We start from the raw sequence: 17948 nt of genomic DNA, 5'->3' as shown, positions 1-17948 counted from the left end.
GTTTAAGAAGTAAACATTTCTTATTCGTTTTTTTGTCTAAGCTTTTTTTGAGGAGCATTCAGGCTATGGAAGCAGAAGGGTTCGTGATTAATTATAAAATTGGCATTAAGCTTGCTGATGATAAAGACAATATTATTTCATTGAAACAAATATATAGGAAAGGGATGTGTTGGATGTTTACCCTAGTCTTAAAAAATGGAACTATAATTGATGGAACAAAGAAAAAAGCATATAAGGCAGATATAGGCATCATAGATTCCAGAATAGTAAAAATAGGGGAAATTGACCAGAAGGAGAATGTCATAGATATAGAGGGCAGGTATGTTACACCCGGCTTTATAGACACTCATTCACATGCAGATTGTTCAGCCTTCTTATATCCTGACTGTGAAAGCTATATAAGACAAGGAATTACGACTTTTATTGGAGGCCAGTGCGGTGATTCTAATGCTCCTATAAATAATTACTGGATGAGAAAATATTGGGAATATGACATGTGGAATGATATTGACCCTTTTATATACTCTCCTCAGACAGTTCAGCCGGTAGATAAAGTGCTGCCTGTGGTCAAGGATAAGACAGGACAGGCCGTAGAATGGAAGTCTTTTGGTGAATACATAAAGCTGGTTGAGAAAAAAGGCATGGCCTGCAACATGATCACTTTGGCAGGTCATAGCCAAATAAGAGCTGATGTCATGGGGCTTGATTATATGAGAAAGCCTACAAGAGAAGAAATGGCTAAAATGAAGGAGCATCTCACGGAGGCTATGGAAAGCGGGGCTTGGGGTATGTCGACAGGCAGAGACTATCCGCCTAGTGCATCCGCGGATAAAGAGGAGATCATTGAATTCGTCAATCATATAAAAGAGCTTGGCGGATATTACTTCACCCATTGGAGAAGAACCGGCTTGAGGATAGCTGGATCGGCAAGGCCAAATAAGCTTGAAGGCATTGTTGAAGCTCTTGAGATAGCCCTTGAAACAGGGGTTAAGACTGAGATATCACACCTGACCTCAGGCTTTGAAATATATCCGGAGAATCCAGAGATGGACAGGCATGCATCAGAAATTACATTGGAGGTTATAGACAGCTATATAGAAAAAGGAGCTGACGTTGCCTTCGATGTAATACCCGGTGTCAGCGGCGGCATTTGTATAAATCCCTATCTTGCATCATATTTTACCCCTTGGATAAAACAATCAGGTTCATTGGACCAATTCATTACAAACTTGAAGGCAAAGGACTACAGAAATAAGCTGGTAAAACTTTTAAGGGATGGAGAATGGTATCCTCTAAGCGGCAAATCAGATCCATGGTGGCAGAACAAAATTTTTATTACGAAGAGCGAATCGGAGTGTTATATAGGAAAAAGCATCAACGATATAGCCATTGAAAAGAATATGGAGCCTGTCGAAGCCGTTATGCAATTGCTATTGGAGGAGCCATTCATCATGATAAGAAGAAATGGAAAATCTGAGGAAGAATTTAAGACTCTTCTGAAGCATGACAGAGCAAGTGTGTGCACTGACACATATGCCTTTGATCTGGTCGGGCTTTACGGGAATGATGCAGAGATAGCAGAACTATTGCCTCACCCACATACCTACTGTGCTTTTCCCAAATATATACTTCAATACGGTATGGATACTATTGAGGAGACCATATGGAAGATAACAGGCTTTCCCGCTGATTTTATGAATATAGAGGGGAGAGGTAAAGTATTAGAAAACAATTATGCTGATTTAGTTGTTTTAGATATGGATAGTTTAAAAACCAATGAAAATTATATAGAGCCAAGAGTATATCCGGAAGGAATAGAGTATGTAGTAGTTAATGGTGAGCTAGTCCTTGATAAGAAAGGCTGTACAGGAATCAGAGCAGGAAAAGTTTTAAAAAAGCAATAAAAAAGGGAGCCCATTGCTGCTTAACAGCTTAAAGCCATAAACAAATTAATGATGAGGTGAATGTTATGAAATTTCTACAAAAAGATGAAACGTTATGCATACAATGCCACATATGCGAGGAAACTTGTGCCCAAACCTTTTTTAAATCCGGTGACAGAGAAAAATCCTCAATAAAAATATATGATGAGCCGGGAGAAAAGGGCGAAGTAATAAATGTATGCAGTCAATGCGGGGAATGTATAGGAATATGCCCCGAACTGGCCATATACAGGGCGAAGAATGGTGTTGTAATGATTGACAAGGAAAAGTGCGTAGGCTGCCTTATGTGTGTCGGATTCTGTCCTACCCTCTCCATGAGAATACATAAGGAGTTTTTAGAGCCTTTCAAATGCATTGCTTGTGGTCAATGCGCCAAGCAATGTCCCACAAAGGCAATCGAATTGAAAAATATAGATTAGGAAAATATATTTATGAATTATGAACAGGAGGAAGGTTAGAGGATGAATGTAACAGGTGTAAAAGACAACGTTGAAAAAATTAAAGAGGCTCACAAGCTGTTAAAAAGATATGAATACACCCCTGGAGAGATACAAAGAGGCTACGCAAATAAAACCTTATATATCAATGTATCGGACAATATTATAGAGGCTAAGGAAGTTCCCGAAGAAATAAAAGAGAAATTTATTGGAGGCAAGGGCTTCGGGCTTTGGTATCTGTGGAATGCAGTAAAAAGCACTACCAAATGGGATGATCCGGAAAATGAAATAGTAATATCACCGGGTCCTATAGGCGGCATTACCCAATATCCGGGTGCGGGAAAGTCTCTGGTAGTCAGTCTATCCCCCACAACAGGCTCAGTTATAGACAGCAATGTGGGAGGGCATTTTGGACCCCTCATGAAGTTTTCAGGCTGGGATGCCCTTGAGATTCAAGGCAAGGCTGAAAAGGATATTGTTATTCTTATAGATGGAAACAAGGGGGTCGTTGAAATTTACGAAGCTCCTTTGGAGTCGCTGAACAGTCATATACTTGCAGAAGAACTGACAGAAATATTTGCAGAATCTGAAGAGGATAAGAGGAACATATCTATAGTAAGCGCAGGGGAAGCAGCAGAGCATACCTTGCTGGGAGTATTGAATTTCAGCTTTTATGACAAAAGAAAAAAAGTCCAAAGACTTAAACAAGCAGGCAGAGGCGGAATAGGAACGGTATTCAGAAATAAAAAAATCAAGGCAGTTGTAGTGAGATACAAAGGGGTGAAGGGCGACAGCAACAATCCTGCAGATGTCGAAAAGATAAAAGAACTGGGCCTGAAGCTTCACAGGGAAATAAAGGAGCTTGACAAGGATCAGTGCAGGATGAGAGAAATAGGCACTGCCCACTTGGTAGAGATAATGGATGATTATGATCTTCTGCCTGTTCATAATTTTAAATACGGCTCCCATAAAGATTCCCGGAAAATAGATTCCAAGGTCTTGGTGAAAAAAGTGGTACAAGGCTCCCCGGACGGCTGCTGGCACGGATGTTCTATGGCTTGTGCCAAGGCAGCTCAAGATTATGAACTAAAGACAGGACCCTATAAAGGCCACAAGGTTGTAGTTGACGGACCGGAATATGAGACAGTAGGAGGAGTAGGAAGCAATTGCGGAATATTTGATCCGGATTATATTATGGAGTGTAATTTCTATTGTGACACTTATGGTATTGACACTATATCTTTTGGCACTACTATGGCATTTTTGATGGAGTGCTATGAAAACAACATAATAAACAAAGATATAACCGGAGGTATTGAATTAAATTTCGGCAATGGAGATGCTGCCATGGAAGTTCTTCATCAAATGGCAAAGGGTAAGGGCTTTGGTAAGATTGCAGGTCAAGGAATCAGGCGTATTAAGAAGCTTTTAACTGAGAGCTACGGAGCCGATCCGAAATTTTTAAACGATATAGGCATGGAAGTGAAGGGCTTGGAATATTCTCAATATGTGTCTAAAGAATCATTGGCACAGCAGGGAGGGTATGCATTAGCCAATAAAGGTCCTCAGCATGATGAAGCCTGGCTTATATTCATGGATATGGTCAACAATCAGATACCTACCTTTGAGGATAAGGCTGAAGCTCTTCACTATTTTCCTATATTCAGAACTTGGTTTGGCTTGAACGGCCTATGCAAGCTGCCTTGGAATGATGTGGAGCCTGCCGACAATCACATGACCGATGAGCCGGCAAAGGTTCCTGAGCATGTTGAAAATTATGTTCAACTTTTTAATAGCGTTACGGGAAAAAACATAGATAAAGAAGAGATGCTCCTGCAATCAGAACGTGTGTATAATTTCCAAAGGGTATTTAACCTTAAGATGGGATTTGGAACCAGAGAACACGATATACCTCCGTATCGTTCCATGGGACCTGTTACAGAGGAAGAATATCTATCCAGGGAAGAAAGGTATGACAAGCAGTTGGAAAATATTTTGGGGCTAAAACCTGAAGAGATGAGTACAGCGGAAAAAATAGAAGCATTGAGGAAATATAAATATGAACAGTATGAAAAGCTTGTTGATGCTGTATATAAGCGAAGGGGATGGACGGAAAAGGGAATTCCTTCTGTAGAATTAATGGAAAAGCTTGGGATGGATTTTCCTGAAGTTATCAGGCTTATCGAGAAGCATTAATTTGGAGTGGTATAAATGATAAGGGTCAACCATAGAAATATGGATTTTTATGAAGGCATGACTCTTAAGAGCCTCATAAAGGATTTGAAATACAGCTTTCCTACCTTGATGGTAAAGGTTAACGGTGAGCTGGTACCCAAGGAAAAATACGAAGAAACACGAATTAGAGATGGCGATGATATTAACATAATTCACCCTATAGCAGGGGGATAAAATAGCGTATTATGTCGAGCTATGTCGTTTACATATGCAACGCATGTTTACAAATTTGACATAAGCATCGACATAATACAACTGATTTATAGGAGTATAAAAATATAAAAAGAGTTGTCTCAATATTGTAAATAGCCACAAATTCTAAAAATTTAGAATGTTGGCATGTTAATTGCTTAATTACATATAAAAGCTTGTAAATATAAAAGGGGAGTGTAATGAAATGATAAATAATTGTTTGGTTATCGATGGCTGTGCTTTTGTTGAAGGTGATTTTAAAGGCTGCTCCTCAAAAGTAGCCGATTCAGGCTTGGATGCTTTCTTTCTTACCTTGCCTAAGTCAGGTGAAGGCTTTACCGAGACAATAAAAGCTATAGGCAATATTTATAATCTTACGGATATTGAGGAGAAAAAAATACAAGTTGCAAGAACTCTTAGGGATATTGAGGAGGGAGCTGAAGCAGGTAAAAGATCAATAATATTAGCCTTCCAAGATCCTCATCCTATTGAAAACTCTCTAGATAATCTTAGGGCATTATATGAATTAGGTGTAAGAGTGGTACAGCTTACATACAACAAAGCGAATTACATCGGTACCGGATGCACGGAAACTATAGATAGAGGCCTGACAGATTTTGGAGCAAGGCTTATTGAGGAAATGAACAAGCTAGGGATGATTGTGGACTTATCTCATTGCAGCAAATTGACAGCCTTAGCTGCCATAGAGGCAAGCAAGCAGCCGGTAGTTTTTTCGCATGCATGCATCAGAAGCATGACCGAATCTCCGAGAAACAGAACAGATGAAGAAATAATCCTGCTTGCGAAAAAGGGCGGAGTTATTGGTTTGTCTCCTTGGGGTCCTCTATGCTGGAAGAAGGAAAAGGGGAAGCAGCCTTCAATGGATGATTATTTAGATCATGTAGACTATGCCGTTAAGCTTGTGGGAATCGATCATGTAGGTTTCGGAGGAGATTGTACCATAGATGACGGAGAAGATGCTTCAGGCACCACTGAGCAGGCTACTCTTTATCCTGCCGTAGTAGGAGAATACAATGCGAAGGTAGGAGTTCACCCTTCAGTAAGACATGCAATCGGGTTTAAAGGAGCCGGTGAGGTTAAAAATGTGGTAGAAGCTATGAAGGTAAGGGGCTATAAAGAAAGTGATATAGAAAAATTCCTGGGAGGAAACTTTAGAAGGGTAATACAAAGCGTTTGGAAATAAAGCTTAGGAGGAATTTGAAATGGCGAAGTTTGCACATTTGTCAGTGACAAAGGATAGAGCAGACAAGGAAACCCAGATTTTACTGAAAAGATCTGATTTGCCCCTCTCCGCCGAAGTATTGGAGATGGAAGGAAAAATTAAGGAAGATCCCAAAAGCGTAGAGCTTTGGATGGAAAAAGGCTTAGCTTTGTCAAAACAAATGCTTTTCAGAGAGGCAATAGAAGCTTATTCCATGGCACTTAGCATTAATCCTTTTCATGCGCTGACACTAAGGCACAGAGGACATAGATTCATATCCGTCAGGATGTTTCATGAGGCTGCAGCTGATCTGGAGCTGTCTTCAAGGCTTGACCCAACCAACTGGGATACATGGTATCATTTGGGTCTCGCCTATTACCTGATACGAGACTTTGAGAGAGCTGAAGCCGCATATAAGAAATGCCTTGAAATGACTCATTCTGATGAATTGGTAGTAGCTATAGTAGATTGGTATTGGATGACGCTTATGAGATTGGGAAAGCAAGAGGAAGCAGACGAGCTTTTGTATCTGGTTACAGAGGATACGGATCCGGGAGAAAATCTATCCTACAAGCGTAGAGTTTTGATGTATAAAGGATTAATAAAGCCGGATGAGCTTATCGACTTTGAAGGAGCGGAATTCCCGGATTTAGAAATGGCCACTCAAGGCTACGGGCTTGCAAACTATTATTATCTTAAAGGCGAATTGGAAAAATCCAATAAGATTTTAGAAGAAATTCTTCAAAAGGATGCCTTTTGGTCTGCATTCGGCTATCAAGCAGCCGTAGTGGATTATGAAGCGCGGGGAGGAATTTAAATGAGGCTTTTGAAGTACTAGAAGAGCTGAGATCTCCAGGTGAAGGAGCAATTTTCTATACATGTCGCTCCTATATGACGAGGCCCGGAGGTTGGGCATATGGGATAGCATGCTTAGAAGATGATAACAGCTATTGGGCATCTAAATAAAGCTCATCATAGTGTAAACTTGATAGCCAGAAAAGGAGGGGATGTCAAAATATACATAAGTATGGGTTCTACAATAGATTATAAAAATATAAGGGGGAAATCTTAATGAAGAAATTTTTAGCATTCATGCTGGTATTAACGATGACTTTATCTTTGGCAGCATGTGCCAAGCCGGCACCTGCTGCTGTGCCGGAAACTCCTCAAGAAGAAAAAGGATTTAAAGACACTATAGTATTTGCTCCCAATACAGATGCTGCTTCTTTAGATCCTCATGTACAAAATGATACAACCTCTGAGCAAGTAGTAAAGATGCTTTACAATACACTTTTGAAGTTTGGCCCTAATGGAGAAATAACAGGCGATTTGGCCGATTCTTGGGAAGTGTCCGAAGATCAGAAAACTTGGACTTTTAAACTAAAAGAAGGCGTAAAATTCCACAATGGAACAGAAATGACTGCAGAGTCTGTAAAAGGTACTTATGATAGAGCAATGGATCCTTCAAACGGCTTAGTAGTAGGCGAGATTGTTAAGATGTTTGAAAAGGTAGAAGTGGTTGACAAATATAAAGTAAGCATTACAACAAAAGAGCCTTACGGGGCTATGATGGCATTGATGTGCAATATGTCCTTGGCGATAATGGATCCTGCTTATATTGAGAAATATGGAATGGACCTTGGCTCCAATGCTGAATCCATCAATGGTACAGGCCCATACAAGGTAGTTTCATGGACAAGAGATGAGGAATTGGTTTTAGAAAGCCATGATGATTACTATGGAGATAAAGCTTTGACTAAGAAGGTAGTATACAGACCAATACCTGAAGCTGCAGCAAGGGTTATAGCTCTTGAAACAGGAGAGGTAGATGCTATTCAGGGTGTACCTGCAAATGAAGTACCGAGGCTCGAGAGCATTGATGGCTTAAGCGTATACAAAGCAAAATCCATAGGACAGAGATTATTCAGATTTGGCTGCAACGATTCAATCGTGGGCAATACAAAGGTAAGACAAGCTTTGATTTATGCTGTGGACAGACAGGCTATAATAGACTCTTTGTTCCCGGGACTATCTTATCCCTCAACAGCTCCTTTGGCACCTGTAACTTGGGGTTATGCTAACTTAGGGGAGATAAAGCAAGATAAAGAAAAGGCAAAACAGCTATTGGCGGAAGCGGGCTATCCAAATGGATTCAAAACAAAGATTGTTACTACAGAAAGATATGCTAAGGGTGTAGAACTGGCTGAAATTATTGCTTCTCAGCTTAAAGAGGTAGGCGTAGAGGCCGAGATACAAGTAATGGAATGGAGTGCTTTTTTACAGACCATCGATGGAATAACCGCAAAAGAGTTTGATGCACCATTGTTCATAATGGGTGCAGGTCCCTCTATGATGGATGCTGACGGTGGGCTGAGAGGACTATACACAACAACATTAACCGGTAAAAATGATAGAAACTATGGCTTCTATTCCAACAAAGAAGTTGACGAGCTTATAGATGCAGGAATGAAAGAAACAGATCCGGAAAAGAGAAAAGAATTATACAAGAGAGCACAAGAGATACTTTATCTTGAAGATCCTGCTGGAATTTGGCTGTTCGATCAGCTTACAAACCTTGCACATTCAAGCAAATTAAAGGATGTAACAGTAAGTCCTATAAGCACGATAACTTTTGAAAAGGCAACGATAGAGAAATAAATAAGTAAATTTTAATATATTATGAAAGCAGTTTTAACTGCTTTCATAATATGGGAGGTTTTTAAATGCTGGGATATACATTTAAAAGAATACTGCAAATAATCCCTGTTCTCTTTGTAATATCATTGGTGGTGTTTTTGATGCTCCATATGATACCGGGAGATCCGGTTAAGAATATGCTGGGTATAAATGCACCTGAAGAGGTAGTGGAGGCCACAAGAATCAAGCTGGGTCTTGATCAGCCCCTATATAAGCAATATATTGGGTTTGTAAAAGGTGTTTTCAATGGCGATCTGGGTGTTTCTATACACACGAGAAAGCCTGTTTTGGAAGAGATATTGAATAAATATCCTTATACATTAAAGCTTGCTATAGGAGGTACAATCGTGGCAACAATACTGGGAGTAATTTTTGGTATCATTGCTGCGGTAAATCATAATAAGTTTATGGACAATTTTATTATGGTATTGTCCTTGCTTTCCGTTTCAACTCCTTCATTCTTCTTGGCTTTACTTCTTATGCTGGTTTTTTCCCTGTATTTGGGTTGGTTTCCCAGCATAGGCATGAGGTCTCCGGCTCACTATGTGCTGCCTATAATAACTTTAGGCACTCAATCTGTAGGTATCATGGCGAGGACCACAAGATCTGCCATGTTAGAAGTATTGAAGCAGGATTATATCAGGACCTCAAGATCACGAGGCGTACCGGAAAGAATAATAATTTATCTACACGCTTTTAAAAACGCGTTGATTCCTGTAGTTACAGTAATCGGCTTGAGATTTGGAGGATTATTGGCCGGCTCTGCACTGGTTGAAACCGTATTTGCAATACCGGGTATCGGACGGCTGATGGTTGATGGAGTCTTAAAGAGGGATTACCCTGTTGTGCAAGGTACTATTTTGGTCATATCTGCAACCTTTGTAATAATGAATCTTATAACCGATTTATTGTATGCAGTAGTTGACCCTAGAGTTAAGTATGATTGATGGGGGGGAAGCTGATTGAATTCACAGGTATTTAAGCGATTTAAGAAGAGAAAATCATCAGTAATCGGCGGAATAATAATCTTGATTTTTGTAATAACTGCTTTGATTGGACCAAGCCTTTGCAAATATGATCCTACTGCCATCGATTTGCCCAATAAATATCAAAGTCCCAGTATAAAGCACTGGCTTGGAACGGACAATTTGGGAAGAGATACTCTTACCAGATTGGTATATGGAGCCAGAGTATCATTGATGATGAGCGTAGTAAGCGTGTTTATAGGTTCGTTTATAGGCATTATTTTTGGTGTACTGGCAGGTTATTACGGAGGTTGGATCGATGCCCTTATATCAAGACTTATTGACTTGATCTTAGCCTTCCCCGGATTGCTTTTGGCCATTGCTGTTGTGGCAGTTTTAGGAAGCGGAATAATGAATACCATGGCAGCTATTGCATTTTATTCCATACCTTATGTAGCAAGACTTGTGAGAGGACTTGTAATATCTTTAAAGCATACAGAATTTATACAAGCCTGCAAAGTGATAGGAGCATCTGATTTTAGAATAATTGTTTTTCATATAATACCAAATACAATGGGGCAAATAATAATAGATGTTACTTTAAGCTTAGGCTCTGCAATACTTACGGCTTCCTCCCTGTCCTTTCTCGGTCTCGGAGTACAGCCGCCCAATCCAGAATGGGGAGCCATGCTGAGCCAAGCCAGAGAAGTATTGAGAAGTACGCCTCTAGCGGCCTTAGCTCCGGGAACTGCAATAACCATGGTAGTCTTGAGCTTCAGTTTGGTTGGAGATGGTTTGAGAGATGCGTTGGATCCTAAGTTAAAGAATAGCTAGTGGGTGAGAATATGAAAGAAAATATACTTAAAGTTAATAATCTGAAAACATATTTCTATACTGAAGAAGGAGTCTTGCCCGGGGTAGATGGGGTGGACATAGAAGTCAACAAGGGAGAGACCTTGGCAATAGTCGGTGAATCGGGCTGCGGCAAGAGTGTAACCTCCTTGTCTATACTAAGGCTCATACCAAACCCTCCAGGCAAGATAGTAGAAGGGGAAATATTATATAAGGGCAAAGACCTGTTAAAGCTCAGTGAAAGAGAAATGAGGGGCATAAGAGGCAACGATATATCTATGATTTTTCAGGAGCCTATGACTTCCTTAAATCCTGTTTTTACTGTAGGAAAGCAAATAATGGAATCACTTATGATTCATCAGAAAATGAATAAAAGCCAAGCCAGGGAAAGAGCCATAGAAATGCTGAAGCTGGTAGGGATACCCCTTCCTGAAAGGCGTGTGGACAACTATCCTCATCAGCTTAGCGGAGGTATGCGCCAAAGAGTTATGATAGCTATGGCTTTGGCTTGCAGTCCGAAGATACTCATAGCTGATGAGCCTACAACCGCATTGGACGTGACTATACAGGCACAAATTTTGAGATTGATGTGTGACTTGAAGGCAAAGACAGACACTTCTATAATTTTGATTACCCATGATTTGGGAGTTGTAGCGCAAATTGCGGAAAATGTTATGGTTATGTATGCGGGTAAAGCCGTTGAATATTCAGATGTAAAATCCTTATTTAAAAATCCTTTGCATCCATATACAAGAGGCTTGCTTAATTCAATACCAAAAATTAATAGCGAGCAAGAGAAGCTATACAATATTGAAGGCAATGTACCCAGTCCAAGAAACTATCCCAAAGGCTGCAGGTTCAGTCCCAGATGTGATGAAGCAGAAAGCGCGTGCTTTGACAAAGAGCCTGAGCTTATAAATGTAGGTGATAGCAGAAGGGTAAGATGCTGGAAGTATAAAGGAGATGAGTAGGATTGAATAATGTTATTTTAGAAGTAAAAGATTTGAAGATGCATTTTCCGATTAAAATAAAAACAAAGAGCTTCATTAGTGAAAAAAAATACGTGAAGGCTGTAGATGGAGTAAGCTTCAGCATACATGAAGGAGAAACCTTGGGTCTTGTAGGAGAGAGCGGCTGCGGGAAATCTACCACAGGTAAAATGATAGTCAAGCTCCTTGAACCAACTGAAGGCAGTATAAGGTTCAGAGGCAAAGATGTGTTCAAAACTCAAGGGGAAGAGTCAAAGCTTTTGCGTAAAGAAGTTCAGATTATTTTTCAAGACCCTTACTCATCTCTGGATCCGCGTTTTACAGTAGGCAGGACAATAAGTGAGCCGCTGGTGGTTCATAAAATAGGGGATGAGAAGACAAGAAAGGAAAGAGCTATAAAGCTGATGAACGACGTAGGATTGATGGGAGAATATTTTGATCGTTACCCTCATGAATTCAGCGGAGGTCAGAGGCAGAGAATAGGGGTAGCCAGAGCTTTGGCCTTAAATCCTTCCTTGATCGTTTGTGATGAACCTGTATCTGCCTTGGATGTATCAATCCAGGCTCAGATACTGAATTTAATGCAGGAGTTGCAAGCAAAATATCATTTGACTTACCTGTTCATTTCCCACAACTTAAGTGTGGTCAAGCATATTTGCGATAGGATTGCTGTTATGTACTTGGGTAAGATTGTAGAGATAGCAAATAAAAAGGACTTATTTGATAATCCAAAGCATCCATATACACAAGCTTTGCTAAGTGCCATACCCATTCCTGACCCTGAGATTATAGTAGAACAGGAAATGTTGGAAGGAGACGTACCCAGCCCGGTAGATCCCCCATCGGGCTGTCGTTTCCATACAAGATGCAAAAATGTAATGGATATATGCAAGAAGCAAGAACCCAAAGACTTAAATATGGGGGAAGATCATATTGTAGCATGTCATTTATACGATAATAAGGAGGATTGAAAATGAGACAATCTCTGATGTTAGGATTTCCGGTGGAGGAGTATGAAAGAAGACTTCAAAAGATTACAAGCCAAATGGAATCAAAGGGCATAGATGCAATAATACTTACAAGTGATGAAAACACTTTTTACTTTTCTGGTTTTAACAGCATAGTATGGGACAGCAAGGTTTCTACTCCCGGGGTAGTAATAATAACCAAGGATGGATCCATGGCTTTGGCTACTACAAAAGGAGGAGCTGAAACGGCAAGAGTTACATCCTGTGCGGAAGATATAAGGGCATACGGCAAGGATGAATATCCAACCTATGCAAAGGCTATAACCTCTTTGCTCAGGGACAAGGGAGTCATCAGGGGAAGAGTCGGTTTGGAATTAGGGGAAGGCCATAAGATGCACTTAAATTATAATGCATCACAGGATCTTTTTAATGAATTGAAGGATGCAGAAATAGTTGATGCAGCGGAGATCATATGGAACCTAAGATCTATAAAATCTCCTCTTGAGATTGAAAAGATCAGAGAATGCTGCAGCATAAATATAAGAGGAATACAAAAAGGTCTGGATAGCCTTTATGAAGGCATGACTGAGGATGAACTGTATAGGACTATAGCTCAGGAATATTTTAGGCTTGGTGCTCAAAGGACTTTGCCTCTTGGAGTAAGAGCGGGAGTTGAGAGATATTCTCAAAGCAACTGCCCTCCATCAGACAGGCCTATAGGCAAGGGTGATATTATATTGATAGACGGAGGTCCGGTTTATAGAGGATATTATTCGGATATAATCAGAGAAGCTGTAATAGGCAAGCCCACAGACTATCAGCTTGAAATGTTTAATGTGGCAAGGGAGGCCTGCTATAAAGGAATAGAGGCTATAAAACCCGGTGTGCCTATTAAGGAAGTTGTCAAAGTTGTTGATGACTTTATGGATAATAGTAAATTTTCAGAAATAAACGTATATAAGAATTGGTGCGGTCATAGCATAGGAGTTGGAGTTCATGAATTCCCTATGCTGGACAGCAAGACCGATACAATACTTCAACCGGGCATGACCTTTGCCATAGAACCATATATATATGAATATGGAGTAGGAAGTCTTGGGATAGAAGAAAACATACTTGTTACGGAAACCGGATGTGAGATTCTGACTCCGTCAAACAGTGAGCTGATGATACTGTAGTAAAGGATAATGGTTATGATAGATACTTTTGAACAAATAATTGAATACGCTAAAAATATTGGACCCAAAACCATAGCAGTGGCGGCGGCTGAAGATGAAGATGTCTTGAAATCCGTTGAACATGCATGTGAAGAAGGCATTGCCGATGCAATCCTGATAGGGGATAAGGGAAAAATACAAGAAATAGTTGAGGAAAACAATCTTAATAAAGGATATGAAATCGTAGATGAAAAGGATAAAATAGAAGCATGCCGCAAGGCTGTGCAGCTTGTTAAAGCAGGCAAGGCTTCCCTGATCATGAAAGGCTTTGTAGATACTTCAGTAATATTAAAAGCCATACTTGATAAGGAAACAGGCTTAAATATTGATGGCTTGCTGAGCCATGTAGGTGTCCTAAAGACCGATAAATATGATAGATTCTTTATTATAAGTGATTCGGCAATGAATATTTCACCCAGCTTGGAAGATAAAGTAAGCATAATAAATAATGCTGTAAAGGTTGCCCATGCCTTAGGCAATAAAAGCCCTAAGGTAGCGGTTTTATGCCCGGTGGAAAAAGTTAATCAGAAGATACTCTCTACTGTTCATGCAGCTGAATTGGTCAGGATGAACAATGAGGGCATAATAAAAGGCTGCATTGTAGGAGGCCCATTTGCTTTAGACAATGCGGTATCACAGGAAGCAGCAAAGCATAAAGGTATAGTTAATCCTGTAGCAGGGCAAGCGGACGTTTTGATAACGCCCAATTTGGAGGCAGGCAATATACTTAATAAAGCTATAGAATATTTTTCAAATGTAGAAAAGGCAGGAGTAATTATGGGGGCTAAATCCCCTATTGTTCTGACCTCTAGAGCCAGCTCTGTATCTGCAAAGCTAAATTCCATTGCACTTGCAGTGCTGATCTCCAGGGGCTCTGTAATGGATTAAATTTTAGGAGGATTAAGCAATGAACCAGATATACAGGATATTGGCAATAAACCCGGGATCAACTTCTACAAAGATAGCAGTATATGATAATGAAGATTCTATATTTACAAAAACCATATTCCATTCTTCCGAGATCATAGGTCAGTTCAGCAAAATCCATGATCAGTACAACTTCAGAAAAGAGATGGTGGTCAACACTCTTAAAGAGCAGGGAGTAGATTTAAACAGCTTGGATGGAGTTGTAGGCAGAGGAGGTAACATGAAGCCTGTAAAAGGCGGAACCTATGGCATCAATGAAAAAATGATTGAAGACTTAAAGGTTGGAGTTATGGGACAGCATGCCTCAAATCTCGGCGGCATAATAGCGTGGGAGATTGCTAATCTCCTCAATATACCGGCATATGTGGTTGACCCTGTAGTTGTTGATGAGCTTGAAGATTTAGCAAGGATATCCGGGATGCCGGAAATCCCCAGGAAGTCCAAGGATCATCCATTAAATCAAAAGGCGGTAGGCAGGAAAGCGGCCGCTGAGCTTGGAGGAAAATATGAAGAATATAACTTTCTTATAGCTCATCTTGGCGGAGGCATTTCCATAGGAGTTCACAAAAAAGGCAGAATAATTGATGTGAATAATGCGCTGGACGGAGATGGACCCTTTTCTCCTGAACGATCAGGAGGACTTCCGGTTGGTTCATTAGTAGACATGTGTTTTTCAGGGGAATACACAAAACAGGAAATAATGAAAAAAATAGTGGGCAATGGAGGATTGACGGCATATTTAGGAACTAATGACGGCAGAGAAATTCAAAAAAGGATAAAAGCCGGAGATGAATATGCAAAGCTTATTTATGAAGCGATGGCATATCAAATTTCGAAAGAAATAGGAGCGGGAGCTTCAGTCCTCAGGGGTGAGGTAGATGCCATATTGTTGACCGGAGGTGTGGCCTATGATGATGAGTTTACAGCTTGGATCAAAGAAAGAGTAGGCTTTATAGCACCGGTAATGGTTTATCCGGGAGAGTTTGAAATGATTGCATTAGTCCAAGGAGTGCTTAGAGTAATGAATGGTGTGGAAAGTGTAAAAATATATTCATAGGAAATATTACAGGTAAGTCTTCGGCTTTGTATTTAGCAGGAAGACTTACTTTGCATTTTGTTTAAAATATGAACACAAATAAATTAGTTAAACAAAATAAGAGGAGTATTGTAATTATACCGAGAATATACGTATTGTATGAATATTTAAACATCTATGAGGGGGCTATATATTATGCAGAATCGTATACTTTTCATATCTACTTACAATGAGTTGGCAGAATTAGCCAGAAAGCTATCCAAAGAATTAAAAATAGATATGCATATTTATGAAGGCGGCATAATGAAGGATGGACATATATATGCAAAAGAAAATGAGAAAAACTTTGATGTGATTATAAGCCAGGGGGGTACTGCAGAAGCGGTAAAAAATATAGTAGATATTCCTGTGGTATCTGTTGAAATCAGGTTTATAGACTTTTTGGATGCCATATATAAGGCAAAGCAATATGGGGACAGAATAGGCTTGGTAACATATATGTCGGAAGATATAAAAGACCTTGAAAGGATAAAGACCATCCTTGATATAGATTTTAAGGTTTTTCCCTATAGAACCAAGGAAGAGTTAAAAAAGCAGGTAGATGACGCCACAGCTTTGGGAAAGCTGACTTTGGTAGGAATGGGCGATTGTATCATGGAAACCGCTAAGGTAAGAAACCTTAACGCAGTAGTTATCCAAACCGGAGAAAAACAAGTGAAGGAAGCTGTTATAGCTGCTAAAAACATTTGCAGCCTTGGCTTGAGAGAAAAAGAAAAGGCTGAAAGATTCAAAACAATATTGGATCATTCGGGAGACGGCATAATTGCTCTTGATAGAAATGGTGTAATTATAATATTCAATCCTGCAGCGGAAAAAATATTCGAGCTTAGTGCGGATCAGGTACTGGACAGATCTATAAACAATAATATGAATAGAAAGTATTTGGGACAGATATATGGAGATGGAAGTCATCAGCTAAATAAACTGGTAAGAGTAAATAACAAGCAGATAGTATTGAACCGCCTGCCTATAATAATCGGGAAAGAACGGCGGGGCATGGTCATGACCTTTCAGGAAATCTCCAAGCTTCAAAAGCTGGAACAAAAAGTCAGAACAGAGCTGTATAGAAAAGGATTGGTGTCAAAATATAGCTTTGACGATATCATAGGAGAAAGTCAAATTATAAAAAATACTATCAGCCAGGCAAAAAAGATAGGAAAAACTTCCACTACCATACTAATAGCTGGAGAAACAGGTACAGGCAAGGAACTCTTTGCTCAAAGCATTCATAGTATCAGCCCAAGGAAGGATGGCCCTTTTGTCGCAATAAACTGTGCGGCCTTGCCAGAAAACCTATTGGAAAGTGAGCTTTTCGGATATGAGGAAGGTGCGTTTACAGGAGCGAAAAAAGGAGGAAAAATAGGCTTGTTTGAGCTGGCCCACGGAGGAACTATTTTTCTCGACGAAGTTGGAGAAATGCCCTTAAGCCTTCAGGGAAGGCTCCTGAGAGTCTTACAGGAGAGGGAGGTGCTGCGAGTTGGAGGGGATTATATACTCAATGTAGATATAAGAGTAATAGCTGCCACTAACCTCAATCTATATGAAAGAGTGAAGGAAGGAAAATTCAGAGAGGATCTATACTTCAGATTGAATATATTAGACTTGAGGCTGCCGGCACTTAGAGAAAGGAAAGAAGATATACCCCTGCTCCTGAGGAACTTTATAAGAGAGATGAATGCAAAGCATGATACAAAAATTAAAGATATTGAAGAATCCGGAATGGAGCTTCTAAAAGAATACAATTGGCCGGGCAATATAAGGCAATTGGAGAATTTTACCGAAAAAATGTGTATTCTATCAAATGCTCCAATAATAAATGAGTCTTTGATAGAGCAGCTGCTGGGCAACGGCTTGTATCAAAAGAAGGCGCCGAAGGCAGAAAAAGAGAAGCAAGGTGATACTATTACCTTAGATATAGGCAACCTAAAGGATATTGAGCTCCAAATAATTAAAGAAGCCAGTAAAGTTTTTAAAGGAGACAAAATATTATTGGCAGAAAAGCTGGGTATGAGCAGAACAACCCTATGGAAGAGGCTCAAGGAAATCGAAGATATGGAACAATGACATTGCTGCTCAAGCTCTTGTTTCAAAATTCAACAAAGTTTATAAATTTGTTCATATTTGACATACAATTTATATCAATATGGCTCTCTCAGCCTATGAACGGTTGGGAGAGCCATATTGCTGAATTGGTATACTATTTGCTAT

General features: G+C 39.9%; 15 protein-coding genes. All 15 read left to right on the top strand.

Going from position 1 to position 17948, the window contains the following annotated elements; translation table 11 throughout:
* Positions 1-65 precede the first annotated feature (65 nt).
* The 15 genes from LJD61_RS06735 (at position 66) to LJD61_RS06665 (ending at position 17804) form a co-directional block, all read left to right on the top strand.
* On the top strand, positions 66-1904 hold the full coding sequence (locus tag LJD61_RS06735) for an N-acyl-D-amino-acid deacylase family protein (RefSeq protein ID WP_255226764.1): 1839 nt from the start codon (positions 66-68) through the stop codon (positions 1902-1904).
* A gap of 65 nt (positions 1905-1969) precedes the next feature.
* Positions 1970-2362, top strand: coding sequence for a 4Fe-4S binding protein (locus tag LJD61_RS06730; RefSeq protein WP_255226763.1), 393 nt, complete (start codon positions 1970-1972; stop codon positions 2360-2362).
* Positions 2363-2404: 42 nt separating this feature from the next.
* The gene (locus LJD61_RS06725) at positions 2405-4576 is read left to right on the top strand and encodes an aldehyde ferredoxin oxidoreductase family protein (protein ID WP_255226762.1); all 2172 of its coding nucleotides are present in this window, start codon (positions 2405-2407) and stop codon (positions 4574-4576) included.
* Positions 4577-4591: 15 nt separating this feature from the next.
* Positions 4592-4789, top strand: a complete 198-nt coding sequence (gene thiS / locus LJD61_RS06720; protein WP_255226761.1) for a sulfur carrier protein ThiS — start codon at positions 4592-4594, stop codon at positions 4787-4789.
* Positions 4790-5012: 223 nt separating this feature from the next.
* Entirely contained in the window at positions 5013-6011 is a 999-nt protein-coding gene (locus tag LJD61_RS06715) for a dipeptidase (RefSeq protein ID WP_255226760.1), read from the top strand.
* Between the two features lie 19 nt (positions 6012-6030).
* Positions 6031-6846 carry a tetratricopeptide repeat protein gene (locus LJD61_RS06710; protein WP_255226759.1) on the top strand — a complete coding sequence of 272 codons (816 nt, stop codon included), beginning with the start codon at positions 6031-6033 and terminating at the stop codon, positions 6844-6846.
* A gap of 254 nt (positions 6847-7100) precedes the next feature.
* Entirely contained in the window at positions 7101-8687 is a 1587-nt protein-coding gene (locus LJD61_RS06705) for an ABC transporter substrate-binding protein (protein ID WP_255226758.1), read from the top strand.
* 65 nt (positions 8688-8752) lie between these two features.
* Positions 8753-9673, top strand: a complete 921-nt coding sequence (locus LJD61_RS06700) for an ABC transporter permease (protein ID WP_255226757.1) — start codon at positions 8753-8755, stop codon at positions 9671-9673.
* Between the two features lie 15 nt (positions 9674-9688).
* The gene (locus LJD61_RS06695; RefSeq protein ID WP_255226756.1) at positions 9689-10525 is read left to right on the top strand and encodes an ABC transporter permease; all 837 of its coding nucleotides are present in this window, start codon (positions 9689-9691) and stop codon (positions 10523-10525) included.
* Between the two features lie 11 nt (positions 10526-10536).
* Positions 10537-11514 (top strand): ABC transporter ATP-binding protein, encoded by a 978-nt coding sequence (locus LJD61_RS06690; protein WP_255226755.1) that lies wholly within the window; start codon positions 10537-10539, stop codon positions 11512-11514.
* Positions 11515-11516: 2 nt separating this feature from the next.
* Positions 11517-12503, top strand: coding sequence for an ABC transporter ATP-binding protein (locus LJD61_RS06685; protein ID WP_255226754.1), 987 nt, complete (start codon positions 11517-11519; stop codon positions 12501-12503).
* A 2-nt stretch (positions 12504-12505) separates the two neighbouring features.
* Positions 12506-13678, top strand: a complete 1173-nt coding sequence (locus LJD61_RS06680; protein WP_255226753.1) for a M24 family metallopeptidase — start codon at positions 12506-12508, stop codon at positions 13676-13678.
* 15 nt (positions 13679-13693) lie between these two features.
* Positions 13694-14605, top strand: a complete 912-nt coding sequence (locus LJD61_RS06675) for a phosphate butyryltransferase (RefSeq protein WP_255226752.1) — start codon at positions 13694-13696, stop codon at positions 14603-14605.
* A gap of 19 nt (positions 14606-14624) precedes the next feature.
* Positions 14625-15701 (top strand): butyrate kinase, encoded by a 1077-nt coding sequence (gene buk / locus LJD61_RS06670; RefSeq protein WP_255226751.1) that lies wholly within the window; start codon positions 14625-14627, stop codon positions 15699-15701.
* 174 nt (positions 15702-15875) lie between these two features.
* Complete coding sequence (locus LJD61_RS06665) at positions 15876-17804, top strand: sigma 54-interacting transcriptional regulator (RefSeq protein ID WP_255226750.1); 1929 nt, start codon at positions 15876-15878, stop codon at positions 17802-17804.
* Positions 17805-17948: the final 144 nt, after the last annotated feature.

This window comes from Lutispora saccharofermentans, from assembly GCF_024363565.1.
Taxonomy (GTDB): Bacteria; Bacillota; Clostridia; order Lutisporales; family Lutisporaceae; genus Lutispora; species Lutispora saccharofermentans.
Note: the sequence above shows the minus strand (reverse complement) of the source record. Positions and strands in the feature narration are given on the sequence as shown.